Genomic DNA, 15,664 nt, shown 5'->3' with positions numbered 1-15,664 from the left:
GCTTCCGTCGCGGTGTTATCGGGCCGGGCCCGCCAAGGCAGCCTGTATCTCGGCCGCCGACGGCTCTTCCAGCCCGTAGCGGGCCAATAGCGCCTGGTACTCGCCGCTCTCGCGGGCGCGCTGCAACGCGTTGCTCAACGCGCCCTGGAGCTCCTTCGATTCCTTGTTGACGCCCAGGCCGATTACGATCGGATAGAGCAGGGAGGTGGAGGTCACCTTGAGGCCATCCCTGGATTGCTCCAGCATGCCGTGCACCACCGCCGCGTCCTCGATCATGGCATCCGCGGCCTGCGACCGCAGCGCCATCATCGCTTCTGGCGAGGTTGGGAACTCCAGCACCTTGATTTCTCCCTGCCCCTTGGGCTGGCAGGTCTCGCGCGAGACCTTCTGCAGCTTGGGCGTCCACGACGCGCCCTTGATCGACGCCACCCGCTTGCCGCAAAGCGCCTCCGGGCCGGCCGGCGCGTACTGGCTGGCGGCCAGCACCACCAGCGATGCCCCGGTCTTCAGGTACGGAATGAAGTCGATCAGCCTGGTCCGCTCGGGCGTCACGTACAGCGCGGACGCCACGGTATCGAAGCGGTGCGCCCGCATGCCGAGGATCAGGTCCGGAAAGCGCGTGTCGACAAACACCGGCTTGAGCGAGAGCTTGGAAGCCAGCAGCCGCGAGAAATCGGCATCGAAGCCGGCGGGCTTGCCGCCCTCCATGTAGGCATAGGGCGGATAGGTGAGGTCCGAGCCTACTGTCAGGCTGTCGGCCTTGATCGTGGCGGATGCCAGAACCATCGGAGATGCTGCGCACAACATGAAAGCGGCCAGTGCGCGCGCGACGCCGCGCCGTGATGCCGTCAGAATCGTGGTGGACATGATTTCCCCTATTGAACGCCCTGGAACCCGCGGCAGGACTGGGCCTGCGCCATGCCACCAGGCATTTCCCGAACCAGGATTGTTGAACAATTTTTGCGATTCTGCGGCAATGGGAAGGCACGGGATATGGGTATTTTCCCTAGCGGTTCCTTCGCAGACGTTCCGCCGGAACGGGGGAACGGGAAGGCGCAGCGCGACGTTGGAGGCAAAAAAAAGCCGGCCCTGAGAAGGGCCGGCCGATGCGCCGCTTGCGGTTGACGCGATGCTTAGGCGTCGATATTCCCCGCCGACAGCGCGTGCGTTTCGATGAAGTTGCGGCGCGGTTCGACGTCGTCGCCCATCAGCGTGGTGAAGACTTCGTCCGCCGCGATGGCGTCTTCGATCTGCACGCGCAGCAGACGGCGCACCTTCGGGTCCATCGTGGTTTCCCACAGCTGGTCCGGGTTCATTTCGCCCAGGCCCTTGTAGCGCTGCTTGGAGATGCCGCGTTCGGCTTCGCTGCGCAGCCACTGCATGGCTTCGCGGAAGTCCGATACGGTCTGTTCCTTGCGCTTCTCGCCTTCGCCGCGGGCGACCAGCGAACGCGGGCCGACCTTCCCGGAAAAGCTCGCCGCGGCCTTGGACAGGATGGCGTAGTCCGATCCATTCACGAAGTCGGCGTCGATGATGCTCACGCGCACGTTGCCGTGGTGCATGCGTTGCACCGACAGGCGGTGGCGCTCGGTCGCCTCGTCGAACTGGGCCACGACTTCCACGCCGTTGCCGCTCACCGGATCGCGCATGGCGTCGGCCAGGCGGCGGGCGGACGCGGCGGTGGATTCGGCCGTCTCCAGATTGATTTCCACGCCCTCGGCCATGGCCGACAGCGCGGCCACGTCGAACACGCGGGAGAGCCTGGCGATCACGGCGTCCGCAGCCACGTACTGGCGCGCCAGTTCGTTCAGCTCGTCGCCGCGGATGATGTTGCCGCCCGAGATGATCTCGGCATCCTTCAGCGCCAGCGCCAGCATGAATTGCGCTTCTTCCTGGTCGTCCTTCAGATAGCGCTCTTCGCGGCCGACCTTGACCTTGTAGAGCGGCGGCTGGGCGATGTACACGTAGCCGCGCTGGACCAGCTCGGGCATCTGGCGGTACAAGAGCGTCAGCAGCAGGGTGCGGATGTGCGCGCCGTCGACGTCCGCGTCGGTCATGATGATGAGGCGGTGATAGCGCAGCTTGTCCACGTTGAAATCGGGGCCGATGCTGGTGCCCAGCGCCGTGATCAGCGTGGCGATCTGTTCGCTGGCGATCAGGCGGTCAAAGCGCGCCTTCTCGACGTTCAGCACCTTGCCGCGCAGCGGCAGGATGGCCTGGAACTTGCGGTCGCGGCCCTGCTTGGCCGAGCCGCCTGCGGAGTCGCCCTCGACGATGTACAGCTCGCACAGCGCGGGGTCCTTTTCCTGGCAGTCGGCCAGCTTGCCGGGCAGGCCGGCGCCTTCCAGCACGCTCTTGCGGCGCGTCATCTCGCGCGCCTTGCGCGCGGCTTCGCGGGCACGCGCGGCTTCGACGATCTTGTTGCACAGGGCCTTGGCGTCGTTCGGGTGCTCGAGCAGCCAGGTTTCCAGCGTGCGGGCCACGGCTTCTTCAACGGCCGGACGCACTTCGCTGGACACCAGCTTGTCCTTGGTCTGGCTGCTGAACTTGGGCTCGGGCACCTTCACCGACAGCACGCAGGCCAGGCCTTCGCGCATGTCGTCGCCGGACGTCTCGACCTTGGCCTTCTTGGCCAGCTCGTTGTCGGTGATGTACTTGTTGATGATGCGCGTCATCGCGGCGCGCAGGCCGGTCAGGTGCGAACCGCCGTCGCGCTGCGGGATGTTGTTGGTGAAGCACAGCACGCTTTCGCTGTAGCTGTCGTTCCACTGCATCGCCACTTCCACGCCGACCGGCACGCCGCCCGCCGAGGACTCGGTGGAAACCGAGAACACGTTCGGGTGCAGCACGGTCTTGCTGCGGTTGATGTACTCGACGAAGCCCTTCACGCCGCCCGAGAACGCAAAGTTCTCTTCCTTGCCCTGGCGCTGGTCGATCAGGCGGATCTTCACGCCATTGTTCAGGAACGACAGCTCGCGCAGGCGCTTCGAGAGGATCTCGTAGTGGTACTCGATGTTGGTGAAGATGATCGGGTCGGCCAGGAAGCGCACTTCGGTGCCGCGCTTGTCGGTCGTGCCCGTCACGGCCAGGGGCGCGGTGCGCTCGCCCTGGCGGAATTCCATCTGGTGCACCTGGCCGTTGCGGCGGATGGTCAGCCGCAGCCATTCGGACAGCGCGTTCACGCAGGAAACGCCCACGCCGTGCAGGCCGCCCGAGACCTTGTACGAGTTCTGGTCGAACTTGCCGCCGGCATGCAGTTCGGTCATGACGATTTCCGCCGCGCTGCGGTGGAATTCATCGTCCTTGTGGATGTCGGTGGGAATCCCCCGGCCGTTGTCGGTGACGGAAATGGAGTTGTCGGTGTGGATCGTGACGACGATGTCGTCGCAATAGCCGGCCAGGGCTTCGTCGATGGCGTTGTCGACGACTTCGAACACCATGTGGTGCAAGCCGGTACCGTCGGACGTGTCGCCGATGTACATGCCGGGGCGCTTGCGCACGGCCTCCAGCCCCTTGAGCATCTTGATCGAGTCAGCGCCGTAGCCGCTGTTCTCGGGAGTGGTGTTCTGCTGATCTGACATGTCTGTATCGATAACGCTTTAAAGAACGGCCTGGCGGCCGGACCGCCCGCGAGCCCTCAGGCCCGCAAGCGGCACAAACCCACGATAGGCGCGCGGATCAAATCCGCATGGGCATGACGACGTACTTGAACTGGTCGTCTTCGGGCAGGGTGATGAGCGCCGACGCGTTGGCATCGGGCATGACCGACCACTGGATGTTGTCCACCTTGACGTTGGCCAGCACGTCGAGCAGGTAGCCGACGTTAAAGCCCACGTCCAGCGGTTCGTGGCCGTAGTCGATGTCGATTTCTTCCTGCGCCTCTTCCTGCTCGGCGTTGGAGGACGAGATCTTCATCTGGTTCTGCGCCAGTTGCAGGCGCACGCCCTTGAACTTGTCGGTGGTCAGGATGGCGGCGCGCTGCAGGCTGCCCTGGAGCGCTTCGCGGCCGACCAGGAAATGGCGCGTGTAGTTCGTCGGGATCACGCGCGTGAAATCGGGGAACTTGCCTTCGACCAGCTTGGACACCAGTTCCACGTCGCCGAAGCGGAAGCGGATCTGGCCCGGCGCCACGTCGATGGAGACGGGCTCGTCGGAGTCTTCCAGCAGGCGCTGCATTTCCAGCACGGTCTTGCGCGGAACGATGACTTCGTGGCGTTCCTTGATGCCGTCGGCCTCGGTGGCGCAGTGCGCCAGGCGGTGGCCGTCGGTGGCCACGGCACGCACGCGGCCCGGCTCGAACACCAGCAGCATGCCGTTCAGGTAGTAGCGGATGTCCTGCTGCGCCATGGCGAAATGCACCATGTTGAACAGGTGGCGCAGCGTGCGCTGCGGCAGCGTCAGGGAAACGTCCCACTGCTCGGGCTGGGCCACGGTGGGGAACTCGCTCGCGGCCAGCGTCTGCAGCGCGAAGCGGCTCTTGGCCGACTGCACGGAAAGCTTGTTGCTTGCCAGCGCCAGCTTGACCTCGCCCGTATCGGGCAGCGCCTTCAGAATGTCCAGCAGCTTGCGCGCCGCGACCGTGGTGGATTCGTTGTCCTGGCCCACGCCGAAGTCGGCATGGGTGGTGATCTGTACTTCCAGGTCGGTCGCAATGAAGGCCACCTTGTTGCCTTCCTTGCGCATCAGGATGTTCGCGAGGATGGGCAGGGTATGGCGTCTTTCGACGATGCCCGCCACAGTCGACAGCGGTTTCAGCAATGCATCGCGTGTGGTTTGTACGAGTTGCATGTTCATCCTTTTAGAGTTTGTTCCAACACGTGCAGGGTATGGTTGAGCTCCGCTTGCTTGGCGCGGGCGTCGGAAATCTTGCGTACGGCATGCAGTACGGTGGTGTGATCACGGCCACCGAACAGATCGCCGATTTCCGGCAGGCTTTTCTGGGTCAGCTCCTTCGCCAGGTACATCGCGACCTGGCGCGGCAAGGCGATATTGGCGGGCCGGCGTTTCGAGTACATGTCGGCCACTTTGATCTTGTAGAAATCCGCCACCGTCTTCTGGATGTTTTCCACGGTGATCTGCCCGTTGGACACGGACAGGAGGTCCTTCAGGGCTTCCTTGCAGACATCCACCGTCAGGACGTCGCGGCCGTGGAAGCGCGCGTAGGCCAGCACCTTGCGCAGCGCGCCTTCCAGTTCGCGGACGTTGCTGCGCAGATGCTTGGCGATGAAGAACGCCACTTCCTCGGGCATGGGCACGCCCTCGGACTCCGCCTTGCGCAGCAGGATCGCAACGCGCATCTCCAGCTCCGGCGGCTCGATGGCCACCGTCAGGCCGGAATCGAAGCGCGAGATCAGGCGGCTGTCGATGCCGGACAGTTCCTTCGGGTACGTATCGCTGGTGATGATGATCTGCTTGCGCTGCGCGACCATCGCCTCGAACGCGTAGAAGAACTCTTCCTGCGTGCGGTTCTTGCCGGAGAAGAACTGGATATCGTCGATCAGCAGCAGGTCCAGCGAATGGTAGTAGCGCTTGAAATCGTCGAACGCCTTGCGCTGGTAGGCCTTGACCACGTCGGACACGTACTGGTCGGCGTGCACGTAGCGCACGCGCACCCCGGTTCCCGCGGCGACCATCGCATTGCCGATGGCGTGGATCAGGTGGGTCTTGCCCAGGCCCACGCCGCCGTACAGGAACAGCGGGTTGTACGAGGTGCCCGGATTCTCGGCCACCTGCAGCGCGGCGGCGCGCGCCAGCTGGTTCGCCTTACCGGTAACGAAGTTCTCGAAGGTCAGGTCGGTGTTCAGGCGCGAGCGCTCGTACACGATATTGGCCGCATCCGCGGTCACCGCCTGCGCCGCGGCCGTCGTGGCGGGCGCGGGAGCAGGGACGGCGGCCGGCGCGCCCATGGGCGGCGCGCCGCCTGACGGGGACGCGGCGGACGGATGCGTGGGCACGGGCTGCACGGCTCGCACGGGCGCTACCGGCATGCGCGGCGCGGTGCCATGGGAAGGCAACTCGAACAGCACCTGCACCGGACGCTCGAACCACTCCGCGGCCAACGCTTCGATCTGGTGGGAAAAGTTCTTGCGCACCCAGTCCAGCTTGAAGCGGTTGGGCGCGGCAACGCGCAGCACCGCCTGCGTCTCGTCATACGCAAGCGGGACCAGCGGTCGTATCCACGCGCTGATTTGTTGGGGGGGGAGTTCCTGCTCAAGACGACTGACGCAGGTCTGCCAGAATTCTTTCATGTCGCTCTTATTCAAACCTCGATTCTACCTTGCCTGGGCTGGGGTTATCCACAGGGTAGGGCATAAGTGTCCGCATGGCCCCGGCTTAACTGTTTGACAAGACAGGGAAAACTTGCTGAAATGGTGGGCTTTTCCGAATTCTGTCTGTCAGAAGGTTTCGCAGAGAGCTTGACCGCGCTCGCCTGGTAAGGGTGTTTCACCCGTATCGATATGGCCCCGCCATATGGCAAACGCCCGGTTCTAGCTTCTATAGGTCGCCCGGGTTTTTCCCGGTCAGAGCCCCGTCTACGAGTTGTTTTTTGCCTATGTTGCAAAAATGCCCGCTAGATACCCGCTTCCTGAATGCGCGACCAGGAACCCTCCGGGCAGGTCCCTTCTGACTTTTGTTCTTTTTGTGGATCGTCCATGAAACGTACCTACCAACCTTCCGTTACCCGCCGCAAGCGCACCCATGGCTTTCGCGTGCGCATGAAAACCCGCGCTGGCCGCGCCATCCTGAGCGCCCGCCGCGCCAAGGGCCGCAAGCGTCTGGCCGTCTAAGTCCGGGTATTCCGGATTATCCGGAAACCTGACGCCCGATCCGCAGTCCATGCCGCGCGCCACGCTTCCCCCGGAGGCGCGGCTGCATCGCCCCTCCGAGTTCGCCGCCGCCCTCAAAGGCCGGCGTCTTGCCCGAGGGGCGTTCTTCATTGTGAGCGCCGCTTCCAATGATCTGCCCCCTGGCCAGGATGCCTGCGCACGCCTGGGCCTGGTGATCGCCAAACGGTTCGCCGCCCGCGCCAGCACGCGCAACGCCATCAAACGGGTCATCCGCGAGGCGTTCCGCCATCGGCGGCTGGATCTGCCGGCAAAGGATTATGTCGTGCGCCTGCACAGCAAGGTCGCGCCCGCCACGCTCACCGCGCTCAAACGCGGCGTCAGAGCCGAAGTGGACGCTCACTTTGGGCGCATCGCGCGATGAACGGGCGGACCCGCAAGCTCGGAGCTGCTTTACTCATTGCCCCGATCCGGTTCTACAGGTTCTTCCTGAGTCCCTGGATCGGCCGGCAATGCCGCTTTACCCCCACCTGCTCGGCGTACGCGATCGAAGCGATCGAACGCCACGGCGCCTGGCGCGGCTTCTGGCTCGCCGTCCGGCGCATCGGCCGCTGTCACCCGTGGTCGCCTGGCGGGTTGGATCCGGTTCCGCCGGCCAAGGGAACCAATGGCACCCGCCGCTGTTCCCACAGCCACCGCATCGAGCATGATTGACGCTAAACTGGCGGGCTTTGCTGGCCCGTATTCACTTCAGTAGGCACCATGGATATCCGACGAACCGTCCTCTGGATGATTTTTTCCTTCTCGCTGTTGCTCCTATGGAACAACTGGCAAATCCATAACGGCAAGCCGTCGCTGTTCGGGGCCCCCACGCCCACGGCCAGCACGAGCGAACCGCAGGCTGCCGCGAACAACAACGCGACGCCCTCGGTGCCCAGCTCTCCCGCTCCCGCGGCGGCCGCCCCGTCGTCCGCGGTGCCCGGCGCCACGGCGCCCGCTGCCGCTCGCTCGGAAGAAATCGTCATCACGACCGACGTGCTGCGCCTGACGTTCGACACGATGGGCGCCCAGCTGGTGCGCGCCGAGCTCCTGAAGTACCCGGCCACCGGCCAGCCGGATAAGCCCACCGTGCTGCTGGACCGCTCCGCCGGCCTGAACTACGTGGTGCAGACCGGCGTGGTCGGCGCGCCCAACGGCCAGAGCTTCCCCACGCACCAGACGCCGTTCCGTTTTGTTTCCTCCGAACGCCAGATGACCGGCGACAGCCTGGCCGTCGCGTTTGAAAGCGAATCGGGCGGCATGAAGGTCACCAAGACGTTCACGCTGCATCGCGGCCGCTACGACATCGACGTGCGCCATGACCTGGCCAACGTGGGCGCCGCCCCCGTGACGCCGGCGTTGTACCTGCAGCTCGAGCGCGACGGCAACGACCCGGCCGACACGTCCAGCTTCTATCACACCTTCACCGGTTTCGCGGTCTACTCGGAACAGGACAAGTTCCAGAAGATCACCTTCAGCGACATCGAAAAGAAGAAGGCCAACTACATCAAGCAGGCGGACAACGGCTGGATCGCCGTGGTCCAGCATTACTTCGCCACCGCCTGGGTGCCCCCGCAGGGCAAGCCGCGCAACAACGAACTGCTGGAAGTGCAGAAGAATCTGTACGCCGCCCGCAGCATCGAGGCCGTCGGCGAGGTCGCCCCGGGCGCCGCCGCCCGCGTGGACTCGCACCTGTGGGTCGGTCCGCAAGACCAGAAGGCCATGGCGGCGCTCGCCCCCGGCCTGGAACTGGTCGTCGACTACGGCTGGCTGACCATCATCGCCAAGCCGCTGTTCAAGCTGATGACCTGGCTGCATTCGATCCTGGGCAACTGGGGCTGGACCATCGTCGCGCTGACCGTGCTGATCAAGGCTCTGTTCTACCCCCTGGCCGCCGCCAGCTACCGCTCCATGGCCCGCATGAAGCAAGTGGCGCCGCGCCTGCAGGCCCTGAAGGAAAAGTACGGCGACGACAAGCAGAAGCTCAATGCGGCCATGATGGAGATGTACCGCACCGAGAAGATCAACCCGCTGGGCGGCTGCTTGCCGATGCTGGTGCAGATCCCGGTGTTCATCTCGCTGTACTGGGTGCTGCTGGCCAGCGTGGAAATGCGCGGCGCGCCGTGGATCCTGTGGGTGCACGACCTGTCGATCCGCGACCCGTTCTTCATTCTGCCCGCCATCATGATGGCCACCATGTTCCTGCAGATCAAACTGAACCCGACGCCCCCGGACCCCGTCCAGGCCAAGGTCATGATGATCATGCCGCTGGTGTTCGGCGGGATGATGTTCTTCTTCCCGGCCGGCCTGGTCCTGTACTGGTGCGTGAACAACACCCTGTCGATCGCGCAGCAGTGGTCCATCACCCGCGCCATGCAGCGCAAAACGGAAGCCGCGGCGAACCGCTGATTCCGCCTCAGCCAGAAAACCGGCCCCATGGGCCGGTTTTTTTTATGCGTGCCCGAATCGGCAGACGGGGCGGAGGCCGATTTATTCGATAGTTATTCTTAATCAACTTTTATAGATCAATCAATTTCACAATGTAAAGCAAGCCACCTATGATGTGTTGGCGATGTGCCCCGCAGGCAGTGCCGGGCGATCGTGGACAGGGCGCGGGTCCGGGTAGGCCCCGCAATCCAGGAACGACATAGGGAGTGTGCTATGAACGACAAGAAACATCTGACCACCGCCTCAGGCGCGCCCGTGGCAGACAACAACAACACACTGACGGCGGGCCCGCGCGGCCCGGCGCTATTGCAGGACTTCTGGCTGATCGAGAAGCTCGCCCACTTCGATCGCGAACGCATCCCCGAACGCGTCGTGCACGCCAAGGGCTCGGGCGCCTATGGCACCTTCACGGTCACCCACGACATCACGCGCTACACCCGCGCCAGCATTTTTTCCCAGGTCGGCAAGCAGACCCCGCTGTTCCTGCGCTTCTCCACCGTGGCCGGCGAACGCGGCGCGGCGGATGCCGAGCGCGACGTGCGCGGCTTCGCCATCAAGTTCTATACCGACGAGGGCAACTGGGACCTGGTGGGCAACAACACGCCCGTCTTCTTCATCCGCGATCCGTTGAAATTCCCGGATTTCATCCACACGCAGAAACGCGACCCCAAGACCAACCTGCGCAGCGCCACCGCCGCCTGGGACTTCTGGTCGCTCAACCCCGAATCGCTGCATCAGATCACCACCCTGATGAGCGACCGCGGCATCCCCGCCAACCTGCGCCAGCAGCATGGCTTCGGCTCGCACACGTTCAGCTTCATCAACAAGGATGGCGAGCGCTTCTACGTGAAGTTCCACTTCAAGTCTCAGCAGGGCATCGCCTGTCTGACCGACGAGGAAGCCGCCCAAGTCGTCGCGCACGATCGCGAAAGCTCGCAGCGCGACCTGTTCAACAACATCGAACAGGGCAATTTCCCGAAGTGGACGCTGAAGGTGCAGATCATGCCCGAGGCCGAAGCCGCGACGTATCACATCAACCCCTTCGACCTGACCAAGGTCTGGCCGCACGGCGACTACCCGCTGATCGAAGTCGGCGTGCTGGAGCTGAACAAGAACCCCGAGAACTACTTCGCGGAAGTGGAGCAGGCCGCCTTTACGCCGGCCAACGTCGTTCCCGGCATCGGCTTCTCGCCGGACAAGATGCTGCAAGGCCGCCTGTTCTCCTATGGCGACACGCACCGCTACCGCCTGGGCATCAACCACCACCAGATCCCGGTGAACGCGCCGCGCTGCCCCGTCCACAGCTTCCATCGCGACGGCGCCGGACGCGTCGACGGCAATGCGGGCGGGACCCTTAATTACGAACCCAATAGCTTTGGCGAATGGAAGGAAACCCCGTCCGCAGCCGAGCCGCCGCTGTCGCTGGACGGCCAGGCCGCCGATCGCTGGAACCACCGCGTGGACGAGGACTACTACTCGCAGCCGGGCGCCTTGTTCCGCCTGATGACGCCGGCCCAGCAGGAACTGCTGTTCGGCAACATCGGCCGCCACATGGCGGGCGTGCCCGAAGACATCCAGCGCCGCCAGCTGGAACACTTCCGCAGGGCGGATCCTGCCTACGCGGCGGGCGTGGCCAAGGCGCTGGGACTCAAGCTGTAACCTCCCCGCGTCCGCAAGAAGGGGCGGCCCGTTCGAGCCGCCCCTTTTTTTGTTTCACGGCCGGTCAAGACGCGATCCGCGACTCGCGCCGCGCCGCCCGGGGAGGCACGCCGAAGCCGCGCAGAAAGGCTTCGCGCAGATGGCGCCGGTCGCGAAACCCCGTTTCCCGGGCCACCACCTCCAGCGGATGCCGGCTGCTTTGGATCATCAGCCGCGCCGCCTCGAGCCGCAGCCCCTCTATGGCCTTGGCCGGCGACTGACCCGTTTCGGCCGTGAATACGCGGCTGAACTGGCGCGGGCTCAAACGTGCGACGCCGGCCAGTTCCTCCACGCTCAGGGGTTGCGCGAGATTGCGCCGAGCGTACTCCAACGCCTGCTGGATACGATCGGACTTGGGCGCGAGCCTGAGCATCTCGGAGTGCTGCGACTGCCCGCCAGAACGGCGCTGGTGCATGACCAGCTGGTGTGCGACCGAACGCGCCACCTCGGCGCCCAGGTCCTTTTCCACGAGCGCCAGCGCCAGATCCAGCTCCGCCGTCATGCCGGCGGAAGTCCATACCGGCCCATCGGCAATGTAAATGCGGTCGGCCTCGACCTGTATGCCGGGATGGCGCCGCTGCAAGGCCTCGGCCCAATGCCAGTGCGTGGTGGCGCGCCGCCCATCGAGCAAGCCCGCATCGGCCAGCACGAAGGCGCCCGTGCACAGGCCGGCCATGCGCCGCGCACGCGCTGCGATCTTTCCAACCAGCCGGGGGAATTCGGGCGCCATGGGCGCCAGAAGCGGCGAAATGACGCCCGCGACCAGCCAAGTGTCGGCCTCGCTGCGCGCCGTGAGCGCGCGGGCCTGGATTGCCAGGCCCGATGATGCGCGCGCCGCGCCGTTCAGGGCGTAGTTCTCCACGGCATAGCAGGGCTGGCCCGCCACCAGGTTGGCGAATTCGAAGACGGCCTGGGTCCCCAGGCCCATGACCTGGAAGCCCTCGGGTAGCAGGTAGCCGATGCGGTGCATGGAATTCGTCCTTTGCCGTGATGTCCTGATTCATGACTATATACGTCATTTACGACATTCCCGGCGAATCGCATCATGCCTTCCATGGACATCCACCCACCAAGGAGCTTCACCATGGCACCCCCCTCTCACCTCGGCACCGCCCTCATTACCGGCGCATCCAGCGGCATCGGGGCGCTGTATGCGGACCGCCTCGCACGGCAGGGCTACGACCTGATCCTGGTCGCCCGCAACCGCGAGCGGCTGAACGCGCTGGCCAGCGACCTCAGCACCCGCACCGGCCGCGCCGTCGAAGTACTGCCCGCCGACCTGAACGACCGAGCCGCGCTCGCGCAGGTCGAAAAACCGTTGCACCAGGACGCCAGCATCACCTTGCTGGTAAACAACGCCGGCATCGGCACGCACACGCCGCTGCTGCAAAGCGACGTAGAGCAGATGACGCGCATGGTCGAGCTGAACGTCACCGCGCCGATGCGGCTGGCCTACGCGGCGGTGCCCGGTTTCGTGGCGCGCGGCCGGGGCGCGATCATCAACATCGCGTCCATCGTCGCCGTTTCTCCGGAAACGCTGAATGGCGTCTATGGCGGCAGCAAGGCCTTCGTGCTGGCGTTCAGCCAGTCGCTGCAGCATGAACTGGCGGACACGGCGGTCCGCGTGCAGGCGGTGCTGCCCGGCGCCACCGCCACTGATTTCTGGGCCACCGGGGGGCTGCCTGTCGAACACCTGGACCCGGGCATCGTGATGCGCGCCGAGGATATGGTCGATGCCGCGCTGCTGGGCTTCGCCCGCGGCGAGAAGGTCACCATCCCCTCACTGCACGCCGGCGAAAAATGGGATGCCTACGACGCGGCGCGCCAGGCTATGGCGGGCCATCTGTCCAGCAACACCGTCGCGCCTCGTTATGCGGCCGGGCACGGCGTCAGCGCTGCATGCCCCAGCGCCTGACGGTCAGGCGCTCCAGCGTGTCGAACCCGAGGTTTTCCACAAGCAGGCCGATGATCACCACGGCGGCCAGCCCCGCGAACACGCGGTCTGTGTACAACTCGTTGCGGTTCTGGAAGATGTACCAGCCCAGGCCGCCCTTGCCGCTGGAAGCGCCGAACACCAGCTCCGCCGCGATCAGGGTACGCCAGGCGAAGGCCCAGCCTATCCGCAGCCCGGCCAGGATGGCGGGCAGCGCCGCCGGCACCAGGATCTGCAGGACGTAGCGCAGGCCGTTCAAGCCGTAGTTGCGCCCCGCCATGCGCAGGGTGTCGGATACGCCCAGGAAGCCCGCGTACATGTTCAGGGCCAGCGCCCACAGCACGGAATGGATCAGCACGAACACCAGGCTGCCCTCGCCCAGGCCGAACCACAGCAGCGCCAGCGGCAACAGCGCAATGGCCGGCAACGGGTTGAACATGGCGGTCAGGGTCGACAGCAGGTCGCGGCCGAAACGCGTGGATACCGCCAGCGTGGTCAGCACGAACGCCAGCGCCACGCCCGCCGCATAACCCTGCACCAGCACCCGCAGCGACTGCCATGCGCGCGCCGGCAGTTCGCCGCTGCCGATACCCTGGACGAAGGCCTGCGCCGTTTGCACGGCGCCGGGCAGGAGCAGGTCGTTATCGGTATGGCGCGCGGCCAGTTCCCAGATGCCGGCCAGCAGCGCCAGGATGAATAGCTTGCGCAGGCCGGCATGCTGCCACACGCGCTCGTGCCAGGGCAGCGGCGCTTCGGCCGCCTGCGCGGGCAGGGGCGGCAGATCGTATTCGGCTTCGGGCCGGACCGGGACGGTCCCGGCGTAGGTGTTGCTCATGGGCTTCCTCAGGCCGCGGCCAGTTCGGCCCGCTGTTGCGGGGCCGGCTCGAACAGCAGGTCGTGAATGCGCCGGGCGGCGGACTGGAAAGCCGCGGAGCCCTGGCTGTGCAGATCGAAAGCGTGGGCATTCAATTCGGCCCGTACCCGTCCTGGATGCGGCGATAACAGCAGCACGCGGCTGCCCAGCACCAGAGCCTCCTCGATCGAATGCGTAACGAACACCAGCGTGAAACGCACGTCTTCCCACAACGCCATCAGCTCTTCCTGCATGCGCCTGCGCGTCAGCGCGTCCAGCGCGGCGAAAGGTTCGTCCATCAGCAACACGCGCGGCTGCATGGCAAGGGCGCGGGCGATGGCCACGCGCTGCTTCATGCCGCCCGACAGCGTGTGCGGATGGGCGTCGGCGAACGCGGCCAGGCCAACCTTGTCCAGCCAGTGCATCGCACGCTCGTCCGCCTCGCGCCGGCCCAGCTTGCGCGAAGCCAGGAGCGGAAACGCCACGTTCTGGCGCAGCGTCTTCCAGGGCGGCAACTGGTCGAATTCCTGGAACACCACGATCCGGTCGGGGCCCGGGCCGCGCACGGGTCTTCCATCGATTTCGATGCGGCCTTCGGTGGGTTCGATGAAGCCCGCGATCGCCTTCAGCAAGGTGGACTTGCCGCAACCGGACGCCCCCAGCAGGATGGACCGCTCCCCCTCGTGCACCTCGAAACTTGCCTGATGCGTGGCCCGCACCCGCCGATCGCGCGTCTTGTATTCGATCGACACCTTATCCACAAGCAGCAAAGGCGCTGCCGTCTCGGGCTTATCCACAGGCGCGGCGGCGATCAGGCCCATATCAGCTGCCTTGCGCCGTGACGGGGTCGTCGAAGAAGTAGTCGCGCCAGCTCTGCGGCGCGTGCTTGATCGCGCCCACTTTGTGCATGAACTCGGCCAGCGCGTAAGTGTTCTGCGGTTCCAGCTTGAATTGCACGTCGGGGTTCTTGATCACCTTCACCAGGAAGCCGCGGTCCAGCTTGGCGCCCGTGACGCGCAGGTACGTATCCGCCGCCTGCTCCGGATGGGCGGCGGCGAAGGCGGCCGCTTCCTGCAGCGCGGCCTGGAACGCCTTGTAGGTCTTGGGATTTTCCTTGCGGAATTTCTCCGTGGCGAACAACACCGTCGAGGAACTGGGCCCGCCGAGCACGTCGTACGACTTGAGCACGATGCGCGCATTGGAATTCTCGGCCAGTTCCTGCTCCTGAAAAGGCGGATTGCCGAAATGCGCCGTGATCTCGGTGCCGCCGGCGATGATCGCGGCGGCGGCGTCCGGGTGCGGCAAGGCAACGGACAGCCTGTCGAGCTTATTGAATTGCGCATCGCCCCACAGCTTGGCCGACGCCAGTTGCAACACGCGCGATTGCACCGACACGCCAACGGCGGGAACCGCGATGCGATCCTTGTCCGTGAAATCGGCGATCGTCTTCACGTTCGGATTGTTGCTGACCAGGTAGTAGGGAAAGTTGCCCAGGGACGCAACGCCTTTGACGTTCTGTTTGCCGCGCGTGCGGTCCCAGATCGTCAGCAGCGGCCCCACGCCCGCCCCTGCGATATCCACAGCCCCCGACAGCAGCGCGTCGTTCACGGCCGACCCGCCGGACAACTTGGCCCATTCGACCGAAATGTCCAGGCCTTCGGCCTTGCCATGCTTCTCGATCAGTTGCTGGTCGCGGGCGACGTTCAGCAACAGGTACACGATGCCGTACTGTTCCGCGATGCGGATGCGGCCTTCCGCCATCGCCGGCGTGGGCGAGGCAAGCGCCAGTATGGCGAGCGCCAGCGCAAGGCCGGCGCCGGTGGCGATACGGATGCAGCGGTCTCGCACGGAGGAAGAAAAACGCATGGCGTTCCTTGTGGATAAGTGGTTGCGCGGGCGGCGCCCGGT

14 protein-coding genes are annotated in these 15,664 nt (G+C 65.2%); 6 read left to right on the top strand and 8 right to left on the bottom strand.

All coding sequences use genetic code 11. The annotated features are described in order from the left end of the window. Nucleotides 1–15 precede the first annotated feature (15 nt). From ACN6PJ_RS17695 to dnaA, 4 genes are all read right to left on the bottom strand, one after another. Entirely contained in the window at nucleotides 16–867 is an 852-nt protein-coding gene (locus ACN6PJ_RS17695) for a transporter substrate-binding domain-containing protein (RefSeq protein ID WP_427997153.1), read from the bottom strand. 266 nt (nucleotides 868–1,133) lie between these two features. After that, nucleotides 1,134–3,581, bottom strand: a complete 2,448-nt coding sequence (gene gyrB / locus ACN6PJ_RS17690) for a DNA topoisomerase (ATP-hydrolyzing) subunit B (RefSeq protein ID WP_427997152.1) — start codon at nucleotides 3,579–3,581, stop codon at nucleotides 1,134–1,136. Nucleotides 3,582–3,678: 97 nt separating this feature from the next. Next, a complete protein-coding gene (gene dnaN, locus ACN6PJ_RS17685) occupies nucleotides 3,679–4,788 on the bottom strand; it encodes a DNA polymerase III subunit beta (protein ID WP_427997151.1) in 1,110 nt (369 codons plus the stop codon). A gap of 2 nt (nucleotides 4,789–4,790) precedes the next feature. Then, nucleotides 4,791–6,248 (bottom strand): chromosomal replication initiator protein DnaA, encoded by a 1,458-nt coding sequence (gene dnaA, locus ACN6PJ_RS17680; protein WP_427997150.1) that lies wholly within the window; start codon nucleotides 6,246–6,248, stop codon nucleotides 4,791–4,793. A 405-nt stretch (nucleotides 6,249–6,653) separates the two neighbouring features. Between dnaA and rpmH the strand changes: the two genes are divergently transcribed. The 5 genes from rpmH to ACN6PJ_RS17655 all read left to right on the top strand — a co-directional run bounded on the left by rpmH (nucleotide 6,654) and on the right by ACN6PJ_RS17655 (nucleotide 10,931). Continuing rightward, nucleotides 6,654–6,788, top strand: coding sequence for a 50S ribosomal protein L34 (rpmH, locus tag ACN6PJ_RS17675; protein WP_006228069.1), 135 nt, complete (start codon nucleotides 6,654–6,656; stop codon nucleotides 6,786–6,788). 49 nt (nucleotides 6,789–6,837) lie between these two features. Beyond that, complete coding sequence (locus ACN6PJ_RS17670) at nucleotides 6,838–7,209, top strand: ribonuclease P protein component (protein ID WP_427997149.1); 372 nt, start codon at nucleotides 6,838–6,840, stop codon at nucleotides 7,207–7,209. Then, complete coding sequence (yidD, locus tag ACN6PJ_RS17665) at nucleotides 7,206–7,499, top strand: membrane protein insertion efficiency factor YidD (protein WP_427997148.1); 294 nt, start codon at nucleotides 7,206–7,208, stop codon at nucleotides 7,497–7,499. The genes ACN6PJ_RS17670 and yidD overlap by 4 nt, the downstream gene beginning before the upstream one ends. 48 nt (nucleotides 7,500–7,547) lie before the next feature. Beyond that, a complete protein-coding gene (yidC, locus tag ACN6PJ_RS17660; RefSeq protein ID WP_427997147.1) occupies nucleotides 7,548–9,233 on the top strand; it encodes a membrane protein insertase YidC in 1,686 nt (561 codons plus the stop codon). A 252-nt stretch (nucleotides 9,234–9,485) separates the two neighbouring features. Further along, entirely contained in the window at nucleotides 9,486–10,931 is a 1,446-nt protein-coding gene (locus ACN6PJ_RS17655; protein ID WP_427997146.1) for a catalase, read from the top strand. Between the two features lie 64 nt (nucleotides 10,932–10,995). Here the strand turns inward: ACN6PJ_RS17655 and ACN6PJ_RS17650 are convergent, their stop codons facing one another. Then, the gene (locus tag ACN6PJ_RS17650) at nucleotides 10,996–11,940 is read right to left on the bottom strand and encodes a GlxA family transcriptional regulator (protein WP_427997145.1); all 945 of its coding nucleotides are present in this window, start codon (nucleotides 11,938–11,940) and stop codon (nucleotides 10,996–10,998) included. 114 nt (nucleotides 11,941–12,054) lie between these two features. Between ACN6PJ_RS17650 and ACN6PJ_RS17645 the strand changes: the two genes are divergently transcribed. Further along, the gene (locus tag ACN6PJ_RS17645) at nucleotides 12,055–12,885 is read left to right on the top strand and encodes an SDR family NAD(P)-dependent oxidoreductase (RefSeq protein WP_427997144.1); all 831 of its coding nucleotides are present in this window, start codon (nucleotides 12,055–12,057) and stop codon (nucleotides 12,883–12,885) included. Here the strand turns inward: ACN6PJ_RS17645 and ACN6PJ_RS17640 are convergent. From ACN6PJ_RS17640 to ACN6PJ_RS17630, 3 genes are read right to left on the bottom strand one after another with little or no spacing between them, the layout of a single operon-like run. Further along, a complete protein-coding gene (locus ACN6PJ_RS17640; RefSeq protein WP_427997143.1) occupies nucleotides 12,860–13,738 on the bottom strand; it encodes an ABC transporter permease in 879 nt (292 codons plus the stop codon). The genes ACN6PJ_RS17645 and ACN6PJ_RS17640 overlap by 26 nt on opposite strands. An 8-nt stretch (nucleotides 13,739–13,746) precedes the next feature. Continuing rightward, nucleotides 13,747–14,577, bottom strand: coding sequence for an ABC transporter ATP-binding protein (locus tag ACN6PJ_RS17635; RefSeq protein WP_427997142.1), 831 nt, complete (start codon nucleotides 14,575–14,577; stop codon nucleotides 13,747–13,749). A 1-nt stretch (nucleotide 14,578) separates the two neighbouring features. Further along, a complete protein-coding gene (locus ACN6PJ_RS17630; protein ID WP_427997141.1) occupies nucleotides 14,579–15,622 on the bottom strand; it encodes an ABC transporter substrate-binding protein in 1,044 nt (347 codons plus the stop codon). Nucleotides 15,623–15,664 lie beyond the last annotated feature (42 nt).

This window comes from Achromobacter sp., assembly GCF_050285585.1.
In the GTDB taxonomy this organism is placed as follows: domain Bacteria; phylum Pseudomonadota; class Gammaproteobacteria; order Burkholderiales; family Burkholderiaceae_B; genus Achromobacter.
Note: the sequence above shows the minus strand (reverse complement) of the source record. Positions and strands in the feature narration are given on the sequence as shown.

Coding starts and splice junctions, on each gene's coding strand:
- ACN6PJ_RS17695 (WP_427997153.1), bottom strand. CDS start 867: ATGTCCACCACGATTCTGACGGCATCACGGCGCGGCGTCGCGCGCGCA.
- gyrB (WP_427997152.1), bottom strand. CDS start 3,581: ATGTCAGATCAGCAGAACACCACTCCCGAGAACAGCGGCTACGGCGCT.
- dnaN (WP_427997151.1), bottom strand. CDS start 4,788: ATGCAACTCGTACAAACCACACGCGATGCATTGCTGAAACCGCTGTCG.
- dnaA (WP_427997150.1), bottom strand. CDS start 6,248: ATGAAAGAATTCTGGCAGACCTGCGTCAGTCGTCTTGAGCAGGAACTC.
- rpmH (WP_006228069.1), top strand. CDS start 6,654: ATGAAACGTACCTACCAACCTTCCGTTACCCGCCGCAAGCGCACCCAT.
- ACN6PJ_RS17670 (WP_427997149.1), top strand. CDS start 6,838: ATGCCGCGCGCCACGCTTCCCCCGGAGGCGCGGCTGCATCGCCCCTCC.
- yidD (WP_427997148.1), top strand. CDS start 7,206: ATGAACGGGCGGACCCGCAAGCTCGGAGCTGCTTTACTCATTGCCCCG.
- yidC (WP_427997147.1), top strand. CDS start 7,548: ATGGATATCCGACGAACCGTCCTCTGGATGATTTTTTCCTTCTCGCTG.
- ACN6PJ_RS17655 (WP_427997146.1), top strand. CDS start 9,486: ATGAACGACAAGAAACATCTGACCACCGCCTCAGGCGCGCCCGTGGCA.
- ACN6PJ_RS17650 (WP_427997145.1), bottom strand. CDS start 11,940: ATGCACCGCATCGGCTACCTGCTACCCGAGGGCTTCCAGGTCATGGGC.
- ACN6PJ_RS17645 (WP_427997144.1), top strand. CDS start 12,055: ATGGCACCCCCCTCTCACCTCGGCACCGCCCTCATTACCGGCGCATCC.
- ACN6PJ_RS17640 (WP_427997143.1), bottom strand. CDS start 13,738: ATGAGCAACACCTACGCCGGGACCGTCCCGGTCCGGCCCGAAGCCGAA.
- ACN6PJ_RS17635 (WP_427997142.1), bottom strand. CDS start 14,577: ATGGGCCTGATCGCCGCCGCGCCTGTGGATAAGCCCGAGACGGCAGCG.
- ACN6PJ_RS17630 (WP_427997141.1), bottom strand. CDS start 15,622: ATGCGTTTTTCTTCCTCCGTGCGAGACCGCTGCATCCGTATCGCCACC.